Source organism: Bradyrhizobium sp. LLZ17, assembly GCF_041200145.1.
In the GTDB taxonomy this organism is placed as follows: Bacteria; Pseudomonadota; Alphaproteobacteria; order Rhizobiales; family Xanthobacteraceae; genus Bradyrhizobium.
The window spans coordinates 7,300,196-7,320,276 of sequence record NZ_CP165734.1 but is presented as its reverse complement, the minus strand read 5'-3'; the positions used below and the strand labels follow the sequence as shown (position 1 = coordinate 7,320,276).

The window sequence follows — 20,081 nt, the reverse complement described above, 5'->3', positions numbered from 1 at the left end:
CGGCTCTGGGCTGCAAGGCGTAACGCAGCGCATGCTGCAGAAATTGGCGCAGGCCACCCGTCGTCTGCAGGAGGATCAACTACCAACAGAGACTCACAGTCTCAGCCTGACGCCGTGCTTAGACCAAACTAGATCCTGGTCTTGTCCAAGGCGTCTTGACCCGGCGCAAGCCCGTTAACGGTCGTGCCCATTGTCGCGGACAGCCCTATTGAGAGATCTGGGTTGTAATGATACGCTACTTCCATTTTCAGGCAGGCTGGTTTTAATGAGTTATTCGGAATATGTTGAGCGCAAGGCGCCAAGTTTGGCACGAAACCATTGCCAAGAATCCGCTGAAGCGACGAACTTTTGGCTAATCATCGGAGCGATGACAGCGGTCGCTGCGTTAGGACTCTATCTGCTGAACATAAGGATCTCGCTCGGCTTCCCAACCATCTTCGGCTTTATCGTGCTGGTTGGCCTCAACCTGTTTTACACGAGGATCAGGAAGAACCCGCTCTTTGCATCAATTACCCTGACATGCGCGCAACTGGTTGCGTTCACTAACGTAGCGATCGTTCTGAGCTACCTTGCTGCCGCTCGACGCGTTCCGTTGGTCGACAATGCACTGGCAGCCATGGATGCCGCGGTCGGGTTCAATTGGCTGGCGCTATTTACATGGTTGAAGATCGAGCATCCGACGATCGGCTGGATGCTCGATCTGATTTACGACACCATGATCATTCAGGTTTTTATCCTGCTGATTGTGCTGTTTTCGACTAAAAGGCTCATGCATACCAGGGCATTCGGTTGGCTGTTCGCCGTAACTCTGCTCATCGTCATCCCGATATCGATGGCGCTCCCTGCGGAAGGTGCTTGGGCACACTACGGTGTGGTACACCTGACAAGCGCCTACTACCTGCCCGAGTTCTACGCCATTCGTTCCGGATCGATGGTCATCGATCTGGCCAAGGCTACAGGGATCATACAGTTTCCCTCATTCCATGCCGCGCTTGCCTTGATCTTGATCTTGTCAAGCAGAGGAACGTTCCTGTTTCCCCTTTATCTTCCTTTGAATGTACTAATGATCATCTCGGCGCTAACTGCCGGCGGTCACTACCTGACGGATGTCGCCTTTGGACTTGCGATTGTACCAGTCGCAATTCTTTTGTTGCGACTAATGGGCTGCATGCCTGATCCTCACACCGCGAGTTGATCATGAAATGGCTAAATACCTTCCCGTCTGCAAAAGTGTCGGAGCTTGAATAGCCGATCGTCTTAGCGGTCGTTGGTGGACTGCTCCTGTGGTTCATAGGTGGCCTTCCGATCCCATGAAATGATGATACATTACTCCCATTGCATGGGCCGGACCGATTTTATGAGCAATTTGGCCGATTCCTCGACTCGCTCCGAGCCGCTTGACGCGCTCCGTGGCTTGGCCATTTCGCTCGTCATCGCCCGCCACTTCTTCGGCTTCAAGTATGGCATGCTGGGCGTCGACCTGTTCTTTGTTCTCAGTGGCTTTCTGGTTGGCGGCATTTTGCTCGATAGCCGTCAACAGCCCGGCTACTTCTCGTCGTTCTACGGCCGACGAGCGTTCCGGATCCTGCCATTATACTGGCTGCTGCTGGCGATCCTGCCGCCTGATCATTGGGGTTACTATCTGCTCTTCATGCAAGCCGTCCCTTGGTTACACTTCGGCTTTCCTCTATCCGATCTGACATTCGTCACCTGGACGCTCGCCATCGAGGAGCAATTCTATCTGGTCCTGCCGATCCTGATTTACTGGCTACCGCGGCAATGGTTAGTCCGGATTCTATGGGGTGGCGTTCTGCTTGCGCCGGTCTGGCGCTGGCTGTTACACGCCTATTTGCCGGATCAATCGTGGCAATTTTTGCTTCCGGGACGCTTGGATGAATTGTTCGGCGGCGTCCTCCTCGCCTGTTTCGCGCGCGGCTATTGCCGTTCCGTTATCGTGTGGGCAATGCTGGCTTGTGTGCCACCGCTTTGCGATGTGGCATATGCCGCAACATCTGAAGCGTTCGCCTTTCTTTCGGTAACAGCGTTCGCATGCTGTGTCATCGTTTGGCTGGGCGCCAATATCGAGCGGCCCCAGTTGCTTCGTCCACTCGTCTGGCCGGGACGCCGCTGCTACTCACTATATCTGTTCCACATGGTCGTCTACGACGTATTTTTTGACCTCGGCCGGCCGCTTTCTGGCTTCGTCGCGCTTCCAATTGTATGCCTCGTCGCGGAGATAAGTTGGCGCGTAATCGAGGCTCCTTTAATCAACTACGCAAAAAAGAAGATTTGCCAGAGCCGCATCGAGTCCCCTGGTTATCGTAGGTTTAGCTAGCCGGCACTGAGCGACGACTGAGCGAGGTCGAAAGGCTATTTGGTTCGATGAAGGTCCGGATTAATGCTGACGAACAATAGCGTTGGCGACCCGCAGCACGTCGAAGTATTTGCCAAACGAAGGCGCGCGGGCTTGGTGTCAGATAGAAGGGCTTCCTGTATTTCCGGTCCTACCCGAAGGATCGCCGCGTCTTTGCCTCGATTTCCATTCGAGAAACGGGTGCGCTAAAAGTGCCAAATATCCTGATGGCATCGGATGATCGACGCCAAATGTCTTCGGCTTCTGCCCCTTGGGAAGGTAAACACTTCCAAACAGCAAATCGTAGAATGAGAACATCCCGGCAAAGTTCTTGTCTCTGGCTTCCATCTCGCTGCTGTGGTGCCAATGATGAAATTCCGGCGACACCAGGAAGTAGCGCAGCGGGCCGTAGTTCAAGCGCACGTTGGCATGAACGAGATAGGCCTGCCAGTAGTAGACGAGGATGTAAGTCCCGATTGCTTCTGAGGAGAAGCCGAGCGCGAAGAGCGGAAACAGCGAGCCGGCCTTCATGAATACTACGTCCAGCGGGTGCTGATGGACCGCAGCGAGCCAGTCCAGTTCTTCGACAGCGTGGTGAACGGCATGGATGTGCCACATGGCGGGCACGGCGTGCAGGATGCGGTGGGTCCAGTAGACCCCGAAGTCCCCGATCAGGATCACCAAGACGACTTGGACCAAATAGGGAAGACCGTCGATCGCCTGCTTCACTACTGACGGCAGTATCGATTGGTTGACCACAATGGCCATCGTGACGATCGCGATCACGCCGAGGATGATCAGCCATCCATTGAGAAACTGGAAGGCCATATCGGTTAGCAGGCCACGTCTGAAAAACTTCTGAGGCCTCGCAGCAAATAGTCGCTCGATCGGAACGAAGATCAAAAGCGTCAGCAAAAATCTACTCAGTCCAAAAAGCTCGTCCATTCAAATAGCCGCCTTTAAAGGGGCGGAAGTCTAGCACTTGCTTCCTCATTCGCCAATCGCTGCAAGAGGCGAAGTGATTGGTTCAGCTCGTGCCTGCGACAATGAGGATGAGGTTGTTAAGTACGGGCGTGGAGCAGAAAGCCACGACAAGAGCCACGTTGTAAACGTTCTTGCTGCGCCAAAGCAGCCACGTCACGAGAAACGTTAAGCCGAGCTTGGGAATGAGCCACCACACGCCGAACCAGGTCTGAGCCAGCCTCATGAACGGGTTCAGCTCGCCCATTCCGAGATCGAGGATCACGTTCGTCGTTACGAGGTCGGCACAACCCAGCAACAAGCAGAAGATTAGCAAGAACGCTTTAATCCAGCTCATTATTAAGACCTCGATGCTGAAGATCCTTAAGCTAGGTCACAGGACCCTTAAGATCCAAAGTTCGGTTACGATCCAAAGTTCGTTTTCTAAGCCAAAACAACTTTATATTTCCTTAAACTCCGAGCGCTTTACCCGCGGATCAGTTCCTTCAATTTCAATCCCATCCGGATCGTTCCTTTTCACGCGCAGCGCAAAGGCAGAAGACATCCGCTCTCCCGCCGTATCGCGCCGGCGAGTTCGCGGGCGATTACTTCGACGGCCCTGAAGAGCATTTTCGACCATGTTAGTCTGGAGCCAAACCTCATGCGCGTGGACGTTCGCCGCTCGCGCAGCGTTAACCAAGCATGTCGAGCTGATGGATCATCCAGATCTTGATTGCGCTTACCGGCACGGTCTGCAGAAAGCGACACCGGCCGATGGACGCGCCGCCGGAGTGGGCTCGTATTCAAACCAGGCAACTTGAACAAACAGCGAACAAACTCTGATATTTCGTCCGAACAAAAATCTCTCGTTCCACTCGCGAGCCTTCGCGACCGCGGCCGGGGACCGCGCGTTGTGCATGCCTTGTTTACGCGAGGAAAGTTCGTCAAAAAACGCTGCTTGCGCTCGCGCAACGTTTCAGGAAGTATGGACTACTTGTTCTTTGAAGGCAGAGCTTGTTATTTTTGTCCCTTTTCTCATTTGTATTAGGATCTGACGAAGCAAAGGGCTGCCTAACGTTAAAGCGGCGAGACATTCGTCATGTCGGGTGAGATCGTAGACGCCGCTCGTCTTGCGGCAATATACTTAGGTGTCATCTACGGTACTCGTCTCTTGGAGACATGGTGGCCCATTGCGCCCGTTCCGGGTCCCGAGTTTCGCGATGATTGGTTAGCCGTTATCGTGAGCATCGGATTGGAAAACCTGCTCGGTCCGATCGCGGCAATATGCGCAGGTACGATCGCAAGCTTCACCGGGCTTGGCTGGATTGCACTACCGACTGATGGTTATTGGTGGTACGCCTCACTAGCACTCGTTGTGGTTGCTCTCGATCTCTACAAGTACACGTTCCATCGTCTTCAACATGCAATTCCCGTCCTTTGGGCTATGCACTCGTTTCACCACAGCGCGAATGCCCTTACGTTCATCACGGCTGGCCGGCATTTTTGGCTGGAGAGGGTCCTTTCCGACGCCTTTCTTCCAATTTTGGCGATCTTGTTTCGGATCCCAGCGGATATGGCCTTGGTCGCCGGATTGATCTTCTTTGTCCCCGACACTTGTGCTCATCTAAACCTCCGTATCCCGCTCGGTCGGTTCGTGACATGGATAAACAACCCGCAATGGCACCGCATCCATCACTCGGTCCTGATGGAGCACCGAGACAAGAACTTTGCCGCTTTTTTTCCGCTTTGGGACTTTTTATTTGGTACGGCGTGGGTGCCGAAACCAGACGAGTATCCCGCGACGGGACTTGTGCCTGCTGAACGAGTGGACATTATCAACAGTGTGATCTGGCCGGTCCGGCATCTTCGGCATCAGGAGTCCAAGAATGAATTTGGCTGAAGGCCTCTTGGGCACTTCAACGTGTCCTGGCTACGCGGACCTCGTGCCATAAATCCCTGCACGGAGATTGGGTGAGTTAAAGCCCTTGATGTAGCCGTCGTTAGGTGTTTGGTGGCTTGTCCCTACAACATAGTTTGACGTTTATCGTGACGTGGTCGCTTTGGCGCAGCAACAACCTTCACTATATCTGCTTCGTAGTAGCTTTTGCTCTACACCTGAACAAGCTCATCAACATCGCAGGCGCAAACTGAACCGGCCAGTCGGTTTGAAGTAGGCAGGTGATTTCGGTCGATTGCGGCGCGCCAGCTGGTTTCAATGAGGTGACGTCTCGCCAGATTTGACTGAAATGAAGCGAGACGCCGCCCCAACATGACAGGCCTGAGGCGAACAGGACTGGTGCCGTAGCCAACAGTCTCTCGGGCAGGAGATTCGGTTGATCAGAGAGTACTTCAGGGCCGCTCGTTTAGGCGGACGTTGGCGAGCCTCCGCGCAGCGTCGCGGTAGAATGATTTCGGTGCCGTGCTCGCGACGAACGAGGTACCGCGACCGATCGGCGCGAAATTCTAAACCCGCAACAGTGCGATCATCATTGGAGAACGAAACAGCCTACGGCTCAACGCAGTGCTGATTCCGAAACTAGATATACGCCGCAGGATTTTAACCTACTTTTGGCAACCCTCAGGTTAACTTTCCTGAACGCACGCGATCATGCTATACTGAACGTGTTTTCCTCCGGGACGAGTTAACCTCCCGGCGATTTCGTCGTCTTTCAGTTTTCAGCCAGCAAATTTTACACGTTACTTTCGGACCGCGCGCCGCATAACGTCCCAGAAACATCATGCATTTTGATGGCCAGGTAAATTTTCGAACGATATCCGCACCTGCACTGCGTCTTGCGCCTGTGATATATCCTGTGGCGCTTTTTCTCTCCGCGCTGTTGCTGTTTGCGATCGAACCGATGTTTGCAAAGATGGTGCTGCCCCGGCTTGGCGGTGCGGCAGCCATTTGGTCGGTTGCAATGGTCTTCTTCCAGGCGGCGCTGCTGCTGGGCTACGCCTACGCCCACGTGCTCAGCCGCACGCTGTCGCCGGGACCATCGGCTCTGGTTCATCTCGGGCTGCTGGCAATTGCCGCCGCGACATTGCCAGTCGGCATCGCTCAAGGGTTCGAAACGGCGCCACAGCAAGGGCTCGAACTCTGGCTGCTGGCATTGTTTGCCGTCTCGATCGGGTTGCCGTTCGTCGCGCTCGCCGCGACCGCTCCGCTGCTGCAAAACTGGTTCGCGGCGAGTGGTCATCCGCAGGCTGCCAATCCCTACCTTCTGTACGCGGCGTCCAATCTGGGCTCGTTCGCAGCACTCATGACCTATCCCTTTGTCGTCGAGCCGCTGCTGACGTTGCGAACACAGATCCAGCTATGGTCGCTCGGCTACTTTCTGTTGACCTTGCTGATCGTGGCCGCGGCGGTCATCGTCGCCGGTGCGGCCAAGCATTCGATCAACCAGGCAAGCCCCGGAACCGCCACCGTCCCCACGACTGCCGAACGAGCGATGTGGACCGTGCTGGCCGCGATCCCGGCGGGTCTTATGATCGCCGTCACGGCTGCAATCTCTGTCGACCTGGCGGCAGCGCCATTCCTATGGGTCTTGCCACTGTCGGCCTACCTTTTGACATTCGTGGCGATCTTTCGCGAGCGTGCCTGGGTGGCGCACAGTCGTGTGCTGAAACTGATGCCGTTTGCTGCCGTGGTCCTCGTCGCATCCGCGTCTACGGTGGTGCGGCCGTATTTTGGTGTCCTGCTCGTGATGCATCTCGCGAGCTTCCTGGTGATAGCGCTGGCTTGCCATGGCGAACTCTATCGCCGCCGGCCGGACCCAGCACGCCTGACGGAATTCTACCTGTGGACCTCATTCGGCGGCATGATTGGCGGCATCTTCGCCGGGTTGATCGCACCGCACATATTCAACGGTGTCGCCGAGTATCCCATACTGGTGCTGGCCGCACTGCTGGCAATGCCCGGCGCGTTTGACGGCGGGCTGCGCAGGCTTTTGCGGCAGAGTGGCCCCGGTCTGGCATTGGCTGCGTTGACGTTCGGCATTGTCTGGCTGCACGTTCGCATTCCAGCCAACACCGCGCTGCCCATCGATATCGCGCTCATTGTGCTGGCCGGGATCATGGTGCTGGTGCGTCGGCAACCGGCCATATTCTTCAGCCTTGCGGCGCTAGCATTCGTGATCGCCAAGCTCGACCCCCTGTTCGCGCCCATAGAGCAGGTCCGCAGCTTCTTCGGGGTGCATCGCGTGGTCGAGGACCGCTCCGGACAATTTCGCCTCCTGATGCATGGAACGACCGCGCACGGCGCCGAGCGCGTGCGCAATGCGGATGGGACGCCGGTCAAAGGCCGCCCCGAACCGACCACGTACTATTATGTCGGCGGGCCGATCAGTGACGCGATCGTAGCTGCCCGCCGTGCGCACGGATCGCTGGCTCACGTAGCGGCAGTTGGGCTCGGCACCGGAAGCCTCGCCTGCCATCGCCAGGACGGCGAGGACTGGACATTCTTCGAGCTCGATCCTCAAGTGGTCCGCATCGCTCGTGACCCGCTCCTGTTCCATTTCCTGTCGGAATGTGCACCAGATATCCGCATTGTGCTCGGAGATGCGCGGCTCACCCTAACGGCCTCACCGGAGCGCTACGATCTGATCGTGCTCGACGCCTTCTCCTCCGATGCGATTCCCGTGCACCTGCTGACCCGCGAAGCGTTTGCCGGATATCTGGCGCACCTCACCGCTCACGGTCTCATCGTTCTGCACATTTCGAACCGGCATATGGCGCTGCGGGGGCCGGCGGCCGCGGTCGGCTTTACAGAAGGCCTCGTCGCCTTTGGCAAACTTCAGATTCCTCCAGTGACGGCGCAGGAGGACGCCCGGGCTGCATCCGAGGTGGTCGTGTTTGCCCGCGATGTAGAGGATCTTGGCGAGTTGCCGGCGCAGGGATGGGCGCGCCTCGAACCTGGCTCGCGGGTTGCATGGACCGATGATTATGCAAACATTCTCGGTGCCGTTCTCGACGCCAAGCTCAGGCGCTGATCAAGCAACCCGCTACGTTCCAGAAGCTCGATCAAGCTGCTGTTCCGCGGCGGTGGTCAAGCCTACGGCTGATTGTTCGGCGGCCTCTCGATGAACCTGCGGCTGCCATTGAGAAGCTCGAGGTTGTTGGCGATCACCGGGTTGCCCGGATCGAGCGAATACGCCTTCTCGAACTTTCGCCGCGCACCACCCAGATTACCGCGCAGCATGAGCGAATAGCCCTGATCGTTCAGGATCTGGACGGTCTCGCCGCCAAGCCTGATCGCCTGGGCATAGGCCTGATCGGCAAGATCGAAGCGACGCAACTTGTCATAGCTAGCCGCGAGCCCGACCCAGGCCGTCACATCCTTTGGCGCTTTCTCGACGGCGTCCTTGAAATAGCGCTGCGAGATTCCGTAATTGCCGCGGTTGTATTGCTCTAACCCCATCCGCACCGGCTCATCGGAGGGATAATATTTGACGTCGGTCGGCTCCTGCACGGGATCGCCGCCCGGCGGATCCACCGGCGCAACGATCGCCGCCTCCCGCATCGTGTAGTCGCAGGCCGCGAGGCCCGTTGCTAACCAGCAGCAGGCGAGCGCCGGAATGAGACGCCGTAATCCCCGTCCCACGCTCCAGCTCCGACAACTTCCCTGCGTCATTCGACAAACCATTTGTGAAAACTACCTAGGAGAAACAGACGGCGCGACGAACGCTGTCAGCGCCAGAACCCAACGTCACAGCGTCACTTCCAAACTCTCTATCCCAGCAGACGGATGCACCTGAGAGGTTGAACCTTCAGCTGGTTACCTGCCCCCTCCGCCTACCCCGACGGCCACCGATCCTCCGGTCCCCGCTCCCAATCCGGTTGTGTTGACATTCTGAATTGTGGTGACGGGCGGCGCCTGGCCCATCGCCTTGGTCGGATCGCCCATGTCGGGAAGCTGATCCAGCGGGCGTTGCTGATAGCCATAGCGCGTCACCGCACCGCCCGTACGCCGCGCGTCGTACGCGATCCGGCGATCGCCTACATATGCCGGCCACGGATGGATCGTGTGCGTAACGGCGTTGACTTCTTTGGCGTTGCCGGCGCTCATCGTGATGGTGTCGGAGCGCTGGACGTAGCGATCCATTTCGTCGTGCCCCGCAACTCCGTAGCAGCCTCCGAGCAGGAGCGGTGCGAGCAGAGCCAGATATCTGATGGTCATTCCTCGCCTCCTCTAGTTCAGGGTCTTCACGACCGGTTGGTTCGCACCAACGACCGGTGGTGGAGCGGGCACAATCGCGTTCGGCGCGATGATGTGACCGTAGGGTCCCTTTACCTCGCCGCCGGAATTGACGTAGTCGTCGTAACGCTTGCGAACGTCCATCTGGCCATTGAGGAAGAAATCGACGTCGTTAGCCGGCAAGCGGGAGTCGAGCGGCGAAGCCAATTGCTGGCCGGGCGCGGCCGGCGCGACCAGGCGCGGCGTGACGATGATGACCAGATCGGTCTCCTCCTGCTGGTAAGACTTGCTGCCGAATAGAGCGCCAAGCACAGGCACCGAGCCGATCCACGGCAATTGCGACACGTCCTGCCGGTTGCGGGTCTGCAGCAGGCCGGCGATGGCGAAGCTCTGGCCGTCGCGCAATTCGACCGTGGTGCGCGCGTCGCGGCGGGTCAGCGAGGGAACGGTGGTGCCCTGGATCGTGACTGCATTGGAGAAGTCGAGCTCGCTGACCGAGGGCTCGACGCGAAGGTTGATAACGCCACGCGAAAGCACGGTCGGCACGAAGGCCAGTTCGACACCGAACTTCTTGTAGTCGATCGACACGGTCGGAAAGCCGGCTGCCGACTGCGTCGGGATCGGCACCGGAAATTCTCCGCCGGCCAGGAAGCGCGCGGCGTCGCCGGACAGCGTGGTCAGGTTGGGCTCCGCCAGCCGACGTGCCAAGCCCTTCGTCTCAAGTGCATTAATGAGAAGATCCACCGAGCCACCGTTGCTGGTCCTGATGAGGCTGGTCAGCAGGCTTCCAAACGGGGCCGGAGCCACACCGCCCGCCGACCCAATGAGCGTCCCCAGCGTTCCAAGCACGGGAAGGCTGCCTGTGGGAGGAGAGCCAACCGCTCCTCCCCCGGCACCCAAGGCGCTGTTGTTGGTATTGATCCCGCCTATGGGAGTCCGGCCCACGTTTGTGGTGCCGCCCAGCCCCGTATTTGCGACATTGGTCCCGTTGGCGTTCGCCGCATAAAGGTTCACGCCGAGGTCACGTCCCGCTTGCCGGCTGACTTCGAGAAAGCGCACCTCGAGCATCACTTGCTGCGGCGCCGCAACGCTCATCGCGTTGACGACGATGCCCCCCTCGGGAACGCTGCCTTTGGCAATGGCGAGCGCCTTCTCCGCGGCCACCGCATCGGCAGCCATTCCGCTCAGCACCACCTGGCCTTCAGACGCAGAGACGCGAATGCCACGCGTGCCCGTGCCCGAGGCGATGTTCTGCTGCAGATTGCCGATATCGAGGGTCACCTCGACATCCAGAATGCCGATCTGCTTCATCGAGCTGTCGAACAGGATGACGTTGGTGGTGCCGGTCTTCTTTCCTTGGACGTAGATCAGGTGATCGCTCAGGGATTTCACGTCGACGATGTCGGGCGAACCGGCCACGATCGTCGCAAAGGCCGATTCGACCCTGAAGGTCCGTGACTTGTTGAGGCTCACCTTGACCCGCTGGACCTCCGTCGCCTCGCTGACGAAAACGCTGCCGGAGGAGAGCCGCCGCTCTGCCGCCCCTGCGCGGTCGGTAGAATCAAGCAAGGCCACCGAAGCGCCAAGAGCTATCATGCTCAAGGCCACAATCGCGTGTCCCGCGCCACCCAATACGCGACTACCAACCATCCGAATCCCCTTCGCCGCATTCCCGACGGCCAATTCCGTAGATTTACGGCCTCCGACTTCCTGATCACTCTCCTTCGCGCACCACGCCGCAGAGCTTACAGTGTGCCCGAGTACAAATAGTTACTCGCGAATTCCCATTCCCTGGCACCCCCAGCCAGGGTACACCCCCGTCGGCCCGATCCGGACATGTCCCGGTGCAGGGCCGCTAAAATGGCGATTCCGGGATCATCCTCCCCCACGCGCCTTGATTGCAAGGAAAGAGCTTCGCTGACGTATGGCTACCCCGGAGAAAACTCGCAGATGTTGCCGGCGGGCACCACTTCCATAGCCCGCCTGAGCTAATCGCCGGCCTGCCGACAGACCAAGGCCGTTCTGGCGCTCGCCTCGGCGCCCCGCTGCTCCCGATCTTCCGCAAAGAATCGTGTCCTCAGAACGGAATCTGGGTGGACACGCTCGGAGCGTTGAAGGACGTGCCCCACACCGGCGCCAGCATGGTGAAGTTGGAAGATGCCGTCACGGTAAGTGCAGAGGGCCCAGCGCTCGTACTCACTGTAGGCGTGAAACCGCCAGCATACAGGAAGGGAGCAATGGCCTCCTTCTCTGGGGCCGATAGATAGTCAGTGGTGCAAGCGGACGGTGACGTGCCGGCTATTACAGCAGGCGTGTAGCAATTGACGATGTTCGCCCGCGCGCCGGCACTCGCAAGCATGCGCAACGATTGTACCGTGATCGCATATCGCCCGAAATCAAAGATGGCGAAGATCAGAGTGAACAGGGCCCCCCGACGATGCAAAACTCGAAAGCTGCCACCCCGCGTTGGTCGAGTTTTCTCATCACTGCACCAAACGCACTGTTTGAACATTAGGCGTTATGGCCAAATCTGACTTGCACTGGCGGTTGTCCAGCGTCGTATCGCCTATGAAATTCACCGCGTAGGCTATGACCTGATAGCAACCGGGGGCGCTCGACGAGCTGTTGCCAGCGTACGTAACGGGAGTATTTGGGACATAGACCGTGCCGTCAAAATAGCTACTCGAGTTGCCCGTGATATTGATGCCTTTTTTCGACCAAGGTTCGGGATCGTAGATGAGAAGATCAGTCATAAGCTTTAACACGGTCGATGACGCTAATGGAGCGGGCACCTGCGTCGCGAGTACGATTGACGGCGCGCTGATCTGAATCGTTGGATTCCCCGATAAAGCGAGCGTCGCGCCATTATCTGAGGGGCTCATAAACTTGGGGGGCAACAATATTAGAGTGGCTGTTGCAGGGGACGGAGTCGTGATAGTGGCGTTACCCCCAATAGTAAGCGCGCCATCAGCGAAGAAGTAAATGCCGCTCAAAGTGTACGAATTGTTATTAAAAGACGTGAACGCGCCAGACACCTTCGAGGACAAATCATAGTAACATTTTTTTGGAGATCCGTACGCGGGGAGAGGTGTATTGGTGGATGGGACCGGGCATGCACCATCAGGGAAATCAGACGTTTTTAGGGATGAGATTGCCGTATCGAATCCACTCAGTGGATTAGGAATAGGTTGCTGATACGTTTTCACGCCCGTGCACTGGCTTCCGCCGGTTTGGGAGCAACCGCCGACCGTGTAGCTCGGCGCATTCACCTGGATGCCCGAATTGCCCTTGAAGCCAATTGCATTGTCGGCCGTACTGTTCGACGAAATGCCGCAGGATGGCGACGAAACCTTAGGGCTCCCCTGGAACGTGACAGCGTCTTTCAGTGCCAAGACGCATGGAGGTTTCGCCAAACTATCAACGCCGGCAACCGCGGTCGCGACCACGTTGATCGTCGATAAACCAAGCAGCTGGGCCAGGTATGTCGGCTGCTGCTGACCGACGGTGGCCTGAACGAAATTTCCCGCAGTCCCGTTCCACGACGTCAGCGTGGCGATCTGGACCGACTTCGACACGCCTGCGGGAAGGCTCGTCGCGCAGGTGGCGCCGGGATAGGAGGTGTCGCCTGAATTGCAGAACGAGTTCTGGGCTGCGACCTGTTTGGCGCGCCAATCGACTGTCTGTGTATTGCTGCAGGTTGTGCCGGGCTGTGGCGCGCTGTCACACGCCAACCGCAAGGCACCCGAATAGGCCGCCGCATCAGCCGCCCCCTGGGCGCGTTGCCTGGTCACGTACCAGGAGCCGGCCTCTCCGCCGAGCGCCATCACGCCGATCAACGGTACCAAGGCAACCACAGTTGCAAACGCTGCGGATCCTCGACGGCAACGAAGCATGTTACGCATGGGACACCTATTGAAATCGCTCTGAATAAGTCAGTGTGAACGAACACGCATTGCCCGTGGTGCTCGTGCACAACACCGACGTCAACACGATCGGCGCCAACGTGATCGTTGTTGAGTACACATAATATTTCGCCAGCGAAGGATCGGAGTTTCCTGACGCGCACACCGCATTGCTGTCGCCGCAAATCAGCTGAATGCTTGGGATCGGAAAGCGGCTATCGGCCTTGGCGAGCGCGGTCGACGCCCAACTGGAGGCGTTCGTAACGTCAGGTGGCGGGGAATACAGGATGGACTGCCCGAACGCACGCAATGCGGCGAGCGCCGATATGTACCGGTAGCCGGCCACGGCAAGATCGGCCAGCGGCAGCAGGATCAGCATGATCAGGAAAAGGTAGACGAACGGCATTTCGAACGCTACAGCGCCGCGCTGATCCGCGATCAAGTTATGTCTGCCTCTCACGAGCCGCTTTCGGCAGAGCAAAGAATGCATCACGTTGGCACCTTTACGCTCCAGTTAGACCGATACATCTCATCATAGACTGTCCACCACGAATTTCACGAGCCAGCCGATCACCACACGTACGGAATCAATCTCCAGCGCGAGGCTTCGTAGCTCGTGTACTCTGGACAATTGCGCCGGAGCAGGTCTTCTTCGTAATAGATCCGGCATACTTGAACGCCGATATGCAGCACAAACAGCGTCAGCGTCAGCGGCGAAAGGACCTTGAGAACCACGCCGAATATCACAATCTCTTCCGCCAAATAAAGTGGATGCTTGATCCATCGATACGGACCCGTCTGGACCACCAAACGGGCTTGCGGCACCAGGCTGAACGACCGGCCAAGATGCCTGATCGTGACGAGCATCATGCTCATGCCCGCCAACACGCAAACCGTGGATGCAAGGTTTGGTAACGCCTTATCCGTCTCGCCGAAGAAGCCGATCGTCCATGGCATATAGGTGCCGACGAAGGCGGCCACTCTCGGCAGCAAGCCATCAGCATGCGCCTTTGCCGGTGGCCGGGTCATGACCAGCACCCCGAGAAGAATGTAGAAGCTGGCGAGACAAAAACTTGACACGAGTATCAGCCAAGAATCGGAAAACAATCCGATTTTGATCGCGTAGACGAGCGCCAGCAGCATGAACCACATGCCGCCGAGCAACTGCATCGTCCGCTCGTAGGTCGACTTATTCGATAGAGTGATGGTGCTCATAAATTGCCTACTTGAATGCACGAACCAGATGCAAAAACGGGCTCGCGCCCAGAATGACGAACATGGCCGGAAGCATAAACAGCACCATCGGAATTGTCAGCTTGGCGCCCAGCTTGTGAGCCCGCTCCTCCAGCTTGGTGATGCGCTCCCGCCGAAGGTCGACAGCAATACCGCGCAGAGCCTGCCCCAGCGGTGTTCCGTACTGCAGGCTTTGACCGATCACCGTTCCAAATCGGCGAAGCCCGTCCGACTTGGCGCCTAACTTCTCGAAAGCTTCGCCACGGCTCGGCAATATGCGGAGATCGTCGAGCAGTCCGCGCAATACCTGAGCCATTGCCGGATTGGTCTCCTTCATCTCATCCGCCACGCGCTCAAGCCCGCCCTCGAGGCCCATCCCCGCCTCGCTGCACACAACGAGCAGATCGATGGTATCCGGCGTCCCCAGCCGAATAGCTGTATCAAAGCGCCGTTTCATGAAGAAAAGGATTAAGCGTGGTCCCATGATTCCGACGACCACACCGATCAGCGTGAAAATCATCACGTCGGAGAGCGGTTTTCCGAGAAGCTGTGTCGCAAAGAAGGCCGCAAACGGAAACAAGAACATGCTGACGGCTTTGACCCCAATCCAGATCGGAAGGGTTTGATAATGGTTAAAGCCTGCCGACTGAATGATCGTTCGGAGCTGCTCCAGATTTTCCTCCGCATAGAAGCGCTTGTAGCGAGCGCCTATCGAGGAAAGCCAGCCGACCAGATCCTGCGTAGAGCTTGAGCGGTCCGGGATGCCGAGCACCGCGTTCGACACGCGCGTATCCAGCGCGCGAATATGCACTTCGCGAATGACCAGGACAAACATTGCGGCCGCAACGACCGTGGCAAGCGCCGCGAATGCGAGACCGGCAGTCATAGCGCCGTCTCCCGCTTGATCATCCATCGTATCACGAAGTGTCCAACAACCACCGATGCGATTGCGTACGCCAGCAGCATGTTTCCAGTCGGGTCATAGAACAGCAAATCTATCGACTGTGGATTGACCAGGTACAGTAATCCGCCCACGATGAGCGGCGCTAGCGAAAGGGCACGCGAAGAGAAGATGACTTCTCCGGCCAGAGCCTTCGCGCGCGCAGCCAGCGCAACTCGTTGGCTTACAGTGTCGGCCAGTATCTGCAGCGTTTCTGCCAGACTGCCGCCCGCCTTCAATTGGACCGCGAGCGTTACTGCAAACATCGCGTATTCAGCAACCAGGGTTCGCCGATAAATACCTTCGACCGCCTCTTCCGGGGGCCTCCCCATAGCCACCTCGCTGCAGACGATCGCGAACTGGCCGGATGTTGGTTGTGGCATCTCGCGCGCAATGGCGCGGAAGGCTTCATTGACGGGTAACCCCGATCGAACGGTGCTGGTCACCAACTGAACTGCGTCGGGAAGCTGACGGAAGAGCTGATTGATAAAGCGATTGCGTTGCCATCCGAACAGACCTCGCACCACGAGGAGGGCGATGACAGCGGCACTGATCGATAGCGTGGGCGCGGAGAGTTGCAGTATGCGATTGGCATAAAACACGCCACCTGCGGCCAAGGCTCCGGCGAGAAACACGTAGGCCGGATGCCAAGCGTGGACGATCTCGGCGTTGTAGTTCACGAGCTGATAGAACATTTGCCAACGCGAAGCCTTGGCCGCTCGCCGGATGGACACCAAGGTTGCAGCCTGAGATGCGGGCAGAGCAATTTCGAGCTGGCGGTCCATCCGCCTCTGTCGCCCGTCGAGCCACAGAGTATTTACCGTTGCACACAGCAGAAGCACCAGAACGATGATCAAGGGTGTCGTCATCAGATCTGCCTCATCGCCTCTGCCCAGGCCCGCTCAAGCCCGTAATAGACAAGGCGGCTCTTGAATTTCGGAACTGCGTTCGTGGATCGGTATGTGCCCGATATGCGCCCGTGCACATCCTCGTCCTTGTACTCGAACAGCGCAACATCGTTGGTGGTGATCACCTCGCCTTCTAGGCCTATTACCTCGGTGATCTGAACGATCCGGCGCTGTCCGTCCCGCATGCGTTCGACCTGCACGATGAGATCGAGGGCGGCGACAATCTGTGCGCGGATTGCGCGCGACGGCAGATTGACCTGGCCCATCTGCACCATGTTTTCGACGCGCGTCAGCGCATCGCGCGCACTATTGGCATGCACCGTTGAGATCGATCCGTCATGGCCGGTATTCATCGCCTGCAGCATATCGAATGCTTCGGCGCCGCGGACCTCACCCACCACGATACGATCCGGGCGCATACGCAGAGCGTTCCACAGGAGATCACGTTGCGTTACCTGCCCCGTACCCTCGAGGCTGGGCGGCCGCGTCTCCAGGCTGATCACGTGCGGCTGCTGCAGTTGCAGTTCCGCTGCATCCTCGATCGTTACGATGCGTTCGCTGTGGTCGATGAATTGGCTAAGGGCGTTCAGCAGAGTTGTCTTGCCCGACCCCGTGCCGCCGGAGACCAGGACATTGAGCCGGCAGCGGGAGGCAATCTCCAACAGCTGGCCGAGTGCGGGGGTCATCGATCCGTTCTCGATCATTCCAGCGATGTTCAAACGCCGGCTTGGAAATTTTCGGATCGAGACGCAGGGGCCGTGGATGGCCAGCGGCGGCAGGATGATGTTGACCCGGCTGCCGTCCGGGAGACGGCAATCCACCATCGGACTGGATTCATCTACGCGCCGGCCAACCTGGGCAGCAATCTTCTGCGCGACCGCGGTAATATGGTCGTTGTCCCGGAACCGCACCGCGACACGCTCCAGCTTACCGCTCCGCTCGACATAGACATTGCTCGGCCCGTTGATCATGATGTCGTTGATCGTCTCATCAAGCAGAAGCTGACGAAGCGGGCCGTACCCGGTCATATCATCAGCGATTTCTTCCGCCAATCGGAGCTGCTCGCGACCGGACAGCTCCAGCCGCTCCTGGTTGGCGATGCCGTGGATGATTTCCTCGATCTGCCGCCGCAGGACCTCGCGCGAGACCGACGCAGCCACTGCCGGCTCGATCTGCTCGATGACGCGTTCGCGCAACGACGCCGACATCACCGTATGGGTTGAAGATTCTTCGCGCTTCGGGGCCGACGCGGACAGGGCCTGGGCCTCCGAACTAGACGCGGATGCGGATGATGCCAGACTTGGCGCAGTTAGCGGCGTGGCGAGCAGCACCGGCGGCAGGCCGGGCGCCACCGTCGACGAGCTCGCCATCAGTGTGGGCAAACGGGTTGGCATCTCGTCTGCGCGCCTGCCGAACTTTTTCATAACCCGAGCCACCTTCTCCATCGTCCCTTTCGCTTGGGCGCCCCCACGCCGGCGATCTCACGTACGATCGGAGCAAGGTGACGACGCAGCGCGGATACATGCTTGAGGGCCGGAATTCCGAGGTTGACCGCTTGGGTCATTCCCTTGCCGAGATCCGGGATCACCATGTCCGGCTCTGCGCCCAGAGCCTTGACGATCGTCGCCCTGGGCAAACCGCCGGCGCGATCCGCACGATTGAGCAGGGTAAAGACCCGGTCCTTGCCAGCGATGTTGGTGACCGCGTTGCGTAGCGCATGCGCATTGCGCAAACCGGTCACCTCCGCTTCCAGCAGAACCAGCACTTGACGGGACATCTGAATGACCGGATAGATCGACGCCGGGAACGGCACCGGCACATCGACAACGACGTAGTTGAACCTCTGACGAAGCAGGCCGAGCACGTGGCGGACGCCAGCTTCGGTGATGTCGAGCTTGGCATCGAGGTCTTCGTCGCCGGAAATTAGGCAAACCCGATCGTTAACCGCGATTGCCGCGCGCTCCAGAAACAGCGTGTCGGCCCGCATGGGATTTTCAAGAGCAATGCGCAGCCCGGGGCCCGGGCGCACACCCAACATCACGGCGGTCTCGCCGCCCTGCAGATGAAGATCGAGCAGCGCCACCTTGGCCTTGGTGGTCTCGGCCAATTGCAGCGCCAGGTTGATGGCGATGCTGGTCGCTCCGGCGCCGCCCTGCGCACCGCAGATCGAGACCACATGTCCTCCGCGGTCATTATGAGCGGGCGCGACGGCGCCAAGCAGCTTCGGGCGGAGCTGGTCCAGCACCATGTCTCGGGTGATCGGCGTTGGAAGATACTCGGTAACGCCGGTCTCCATCAGTTCGCGGTAGAAAGTGATTTCCCTGTTCTCGCCGATCAGGCATACGCGCACATCGGGCGGGCAGACGCTGGCTAGCCGTTCCAGTTCCGTGAAGGGATCATCGATCCCGCTGATGTCGGTCACCAGCGCGAACAGATCGGTCTCAGTCTCCAGCATGCGCGTCGCATGACGGATGCTGCCCCGCCGGATCACCAGATTGCTGCCATCGAGCCCCTTGCGTAGCGCAGCAGCGCTCAGCTCGTCGTTCACAAAGCAGACGATACGGTTGCGTGTCAGAGCGGACGTTGTCTCTCCAGGTGATTCCACCACTGCCATGTTCACACTCATCAACGTTTCTCCGGCATCTTGCTAGCATCGCCCACCGCAGCAGCCGTGAGGCGCGCAGCTTCCGTCGCCCCATCGCAGGGGACAAGAGCGTCGTCGTCCAGGTCCTGTTTCCTGACCGAGTATTGCTTGAGCTCGCGGCCGGAATAGATCGCGACCGTTGTGCTCTGGCCGGCAACCGCACTCTGGCGGGCCAGCTCTGGCGACACATCGCAGCTGGAAGTCGCACCCGTATCGGCCTTCTCCCACTGCTCGGCCGCAGATCGGACGACGAGCGAGAGCGTACCAAGCTGCTTTGCGACGGAGACCTTCTTGACCTGTTCCGGCTTAAGCTCCAACGATACAGTTTGCGCCGTCTTACCGGGAAGAGAATTGCTGACGGGGCGTCCGCCTTGCGCCATCTCCTGATCGATCGCGATGACGCGCACGTTGGAAAGTACGGTTTCGCTGACAGCCCGACGCACCGGATCCGCCTTCTCGAACACCTGGGTCAACACAACATCGACATTGTCGCCCGGCCTGATCAGACCCGAGACGCCAGTCTCCTCGTCGACCTTGAGGCTTATCGCGCGGCTGTCCGGCGCCAGGACGCTGGCGAGGAAGCCGCGATCTCTCGGGCGCAGGATGTCCTGCAATGTAATGGCGCTGCCGGCGTCGACGAACTTGCGAACCAGAGAACCAGGAAGTGCGGCCTTGGTGTCAGGCGTTTCGAGGATTGCCCCTGCAGGGACATGATCAGACACCGCCTGGCGCACGGTGAAATCTTCGTCCCGCGCCAATGTTCCTTTCGAAAGCGAGCGTGCCGCAACAAAGTAGCCGACTGTGGCACGCGCGACTTGGGGCTTTTCCGCGACCGCCTCCGCAACAACCGGATCTTTCGGCAGGTTCACGCTGTATGCAATGAGCCCAAGCGCCGTAGCAGCAAGCAATAGCACCACGATAATCGAGACGCGCAATGCGGATGACATG

17 protein-coding genes are annotated in these 20,081 nt (G+C 58.6%); 4 read left to right on the top strand and 13 right to left on the bottom strand.

The features are described from left to right. The first annotated feature begins 265 nt into the window (after positions 1-265). The gene (locus tag AB8Z38_RS34820) at positions 266-1,195 is read left to right on the top strand and encodes a phosphatase PAP2 family protein (RefSeq protein WP_369722053.1); all 930 of its coding nucleotides are present in this window, start codon (positions 266-268) and stop codon (positions 1,193-1,195) included. Positions 1,196-1,357: 162 nt separating this feature from the next. Next, positions 1,358-2,335, top strand: a complete 978-nt coding sequence (locus AB8Z38_RS34815; protein WP_369722051.1) for an acyltransferase family protein — start codon at positions 1,358-1,360, stop codon at positions 2,333-2,335. A 138-nt stretch (positions 2,336-2,473) separates the two neighbouring features. Here AB8Z38_RS34815 and AB8Z38_RS34810 read toward each other — a convergent pair whose 3' ends face one another. After that, positions 2,474-3,298 (bottom strand): sterol desaturase family protein, encoded by an 825-nt coding sequence (locus AB8Z38_RS34810; protein WP_369722050.1) that lies wholly within the window; start codon positions 3,296-3,298, stop codon positions 2,474-2,476. An 82-nt stretch (positions 3,299-3,380) separates the two neighbouring features. Then, positions 3,381-3,671, bottom strand: a complete 291-nt coding sequence (locus AB8Z38_RS34805) for a DUF5658 family protein (RefSeq protein WP_369722049.1) — start codon at positions 3,669-3,671, stop codon at positions 3,381-3,383. Positions 3,672-4,412: 741 nt separating this feature from the next. Between AB8Z38_RS34805 and AB8Z38_RS34800 the strand changes: the two genes are divergently transcribed. Together AB8Z38_RS34800 and AB8Z38_RS34795 are read left to right on the top strand one after the other, a co-directional pair. Further along, positions 4,413-5,213, top strand: coding sequence for a sterol desaturase family protein (locus AB8Z38_RS34800; protein ID WP_369722048.1), 801 nt, complete (start codon positions 4,413-4,415; stop codon positions 5,211-5,213). Between the two features lie 913 nt (positions 5,214-6,126). Further along, on the top strand, positions 6,127-8,301 hold the full coding sequence (locus AB8Z38_RS34795) for a spermidine synthase (RefSeq protein ID WP_369722047.1): 2,175 nt from the start codon (positions 6,127-6,129) through the stop codon (positions 8,299-8,301). 62 nt (positions 8,302-8,363) lie between these two features. Here AB8Z38_RS34795 and AB8Z38_RS34790 read toward each other — a convergent pair whose 3' ends face one another. The 11 genes from AB8Z38_RS34790 to cpaB form a co-directional block, all read right to left on the bottom strand. Beyond that, positions 8,364-8,912: a tetratricopeptide repeat protein gene (locus AB8Z38_RS34790; protein ID WP_369722046.1), complete on the bottom strand. Its 549-nt coding sequence runs from the start codon at positions 8,910-8,912 to the stop codon at positions 8,364-8,366. A 174-nt stretch (positions 8,913-9,086) separates the two neighbouring features. After that, positions 9,087-9,488, bottom strand: coding sequence for a hypothetical protein (locus tag AB8Z38_RS34785; RefSeq protein WP_369722045.1), 402 nt, complete (start codon positions 9,486-9,488; stop codon positions 9,087-9,089). Between the two features lie 12 nt (positions 9,489-9,500). Beyond that, positions 9,501-11,156: a type II and III secretion system protein family protein gene (locus AB8Z38_RS34780; RefSeq protein WP_369726679.1), complete on the bottom strand. Its 1,656-nt coding sequence runs from the start codon at positions 11,154-11,156 to the stop codon at positions 9,501-9,503. 833 nt (positions 11,157-11,989) lie between these two features. After that, the gene (locus AB8Z38_RS34775) at positions 11,990-13,408 is read right to left on the bottom strand and encodes a pilus assembly protein TadG-related protein (protein ID WP_369722044.1); all 1,419 of its coding nucleotides are present in this window, start codon (positions 13,406-13,408) and stop codon (positions 11,990-11,992) included. A 7-nt stretch (positions 13,409-13,415) separates the two neighbouring features. Then, positions 13,416-13,850: a hypothetical protein gene (locus AB8Z38_RS34770; protein ID WP_369722043.1), complete on the bottom strand. Its 435-nt coding sequence runs from the start codon at positions 13,848-13,850 to the stop codon at positions 13,416-13,418. A gap of 128 nt (positions 13,851-13,978) precedes the next feature. After that, entirely contained in the window at positions 13,979-14,578 is a 600-nt protein-coding gene (locus AB8Z38_RS34765) for an isoprenylcysteine carboxylmethyltransferase family protein (RefSeq protein WP_369722041.1), read from the bottom strand. A gap of 52 nt (positions 14,579-14,630) precedes the next feature. Further along, positions 14,631-15,527, bottom strand: coding sequence for a type II secretion system F family protein (locus tag AB8Z38_RS34760; protein WP_369722040.1), 897 nt, complete (start codon positions 15,525-15,527; stop codon positions 14,631-14,633). Then, positions 15,524-16,450, bottom strand: coding sequence for a type II secretion system F family protein (locus AB8Z38_RS34755; protein WP_369722039.1), 927 nt, complete (start codon positions 16,448-16,450; stop codon positions 15,524-15,526). Before AB8Z38_RS34755 ends, AB8Z38_RS34760 begins: the two co-directional genes overlap by 4 nt. Beyond that, positions 16,450-17,913, bottom strand: coding sequence for a CpaF family protein (locus AB8Z38_RS34750; protein WP_369722037.1), 1,464 nt, complete (start codon positions 17,911-17,913; stop codon positions 16,450-16,452). Before AB8Z38_RS34750 ends, AB8Z38_RS34755 begins: the two co-directional genes overlap by 1 nt. Then, on the bottom strand, positions 17,910-19,115 hold the full coding sequence (locus AB8Z38_RS34745; RefSeq protein ID WP_369722036.1) for a CpaE family protein: 1,206 nt from the start codon (positions 19,113-19,115) through the stop codon (positions 17,910-17,912). Before AB8Z38_RS34745 ends, AB8Z38_RS34750 begins: the two co-directional genes overlap by 4 nt. Beyond that, positions 19,115-20,080, bottom strand: coding sequence for a Flp pilus assembly protein CpaB (cpaB, locus tag AB8Z38_RS34740; protein WP_369722035.1), 966 nt, complete (start codon positions 20,078-20,080; stop codon positions 19,115-19,117). Before cpaB ends, AB8Z38_RS34745 begins: the two co-directional genes overlap by 1 nt. Between the last annotated feature and the right edge of the window lies 1 nt (position 20,081).

Excerpts from the sequence above, each read along its gene's own strand:
- AB8Z38_RS34815 (WP_369722051.1), top strand. The coding sequence starts at position 1,358 with ATGAGCAATTTGGCCGATTCCTCGACTCGCTCCGAGCCGCTTGACGCG.
- AB8Z38_RS34760 (WP_369722040.1), bottom strand. The coding sequence starts at position 15,527 with ATGACTGCCGGTCTCGCATTCGCGGCGCTTGCCACGGTCGTTGCGGCC.
- AB8Z38_RS34775 (WP_369722044.1), bottom strand. The coding sequence starts at position 13,408 with ATGCGTAACATGCTTCGTTGCCGTCGAGGATCCGCAGCGTTTGCAACT.
- AB8Z38_RS34810 (WP_369722050.1), bottom strand. The coding sequence starts at position 3,298 with ATGGACGAGCTTTTTGGACTGAGTAGATTTTTGCTGACGCTTTTGATC.
- AB8Z38_RS34800 (WP_369722048.1), top strand. The coding sequence starts at position 4,413 with ATGTCGGGTGAGATCGTAGACGCCGCTCGTCTTGCGGCAATATACTTA.
- AB8Z38_RS34745 (WP_369722036.1), bottom strand. The coding sequence starts at position 19,115 with ATGAGTGTGAACATGGCAGTGGTGGAATCACCTGGAGAGACAACGTCC.
- AB8Z38_RS34780 (WP_369726679.1), bottom strand. The coding sequence starts at position 11,156 with ATGGTTGGTAGTCGCGTATTGGGTGGCGCGGGACACGCGATTGTGGCC.
- AB8Z38_RS34805 (WP_369722049.1), bottom strand. The coding sequence starts at position 3,671 with ATGAGCTGGATTAAAGCGTTCTTGCTAATCTTCTGCTTGTTGCTGGGT.
- AB8Z38_RS34765 (WP_369722041.1), bottom strand. The coding sequence starts at position 14,578 with ATGCAGTTGCTCGGCGGCATGTGGTTCATGCTGCTGGCGCTCGTCTAC.
- AB8Z38_RS34785 (WP_369722045.1), bottom strand. The coding sequence starts at position 9,488 with ATGACCATCAGATATCTGGCTCTGCTCGCACCGCTCCTGCTCGGAGGC.
- AB8Z38_RS34820 (WP_369722053.1), top strand. The coding sequence starts at position 266 with ATGAGTTATTCGGAATATGTTGAGCGCAAGGCGCCAAGTTTGGCACGA.
- cpaB (WP_369722035.1), bottom strand. The coding sequence starts at position 20,080 with ATGTCATCCGCATTGCGCGTCTCGATTATCGTGGTGCTATTGCTTGCT.
- AB8Z38_RS34750 (WP_369722037.1), bottom strand. The coding sequence starts at position 17,913 with ATGAAAAAGTTCGGCAGGCGCGCAGACGAGATGCCAACCCGTTTGCCC.
- AB8Z38_RS34755 (WP_369722039.1), bottom strand. The coding sequence starts at position 16,450 with ATGACGACACCCTTGATCATCGTTCTGGTGCTTCTGCTGTGTGCAACG.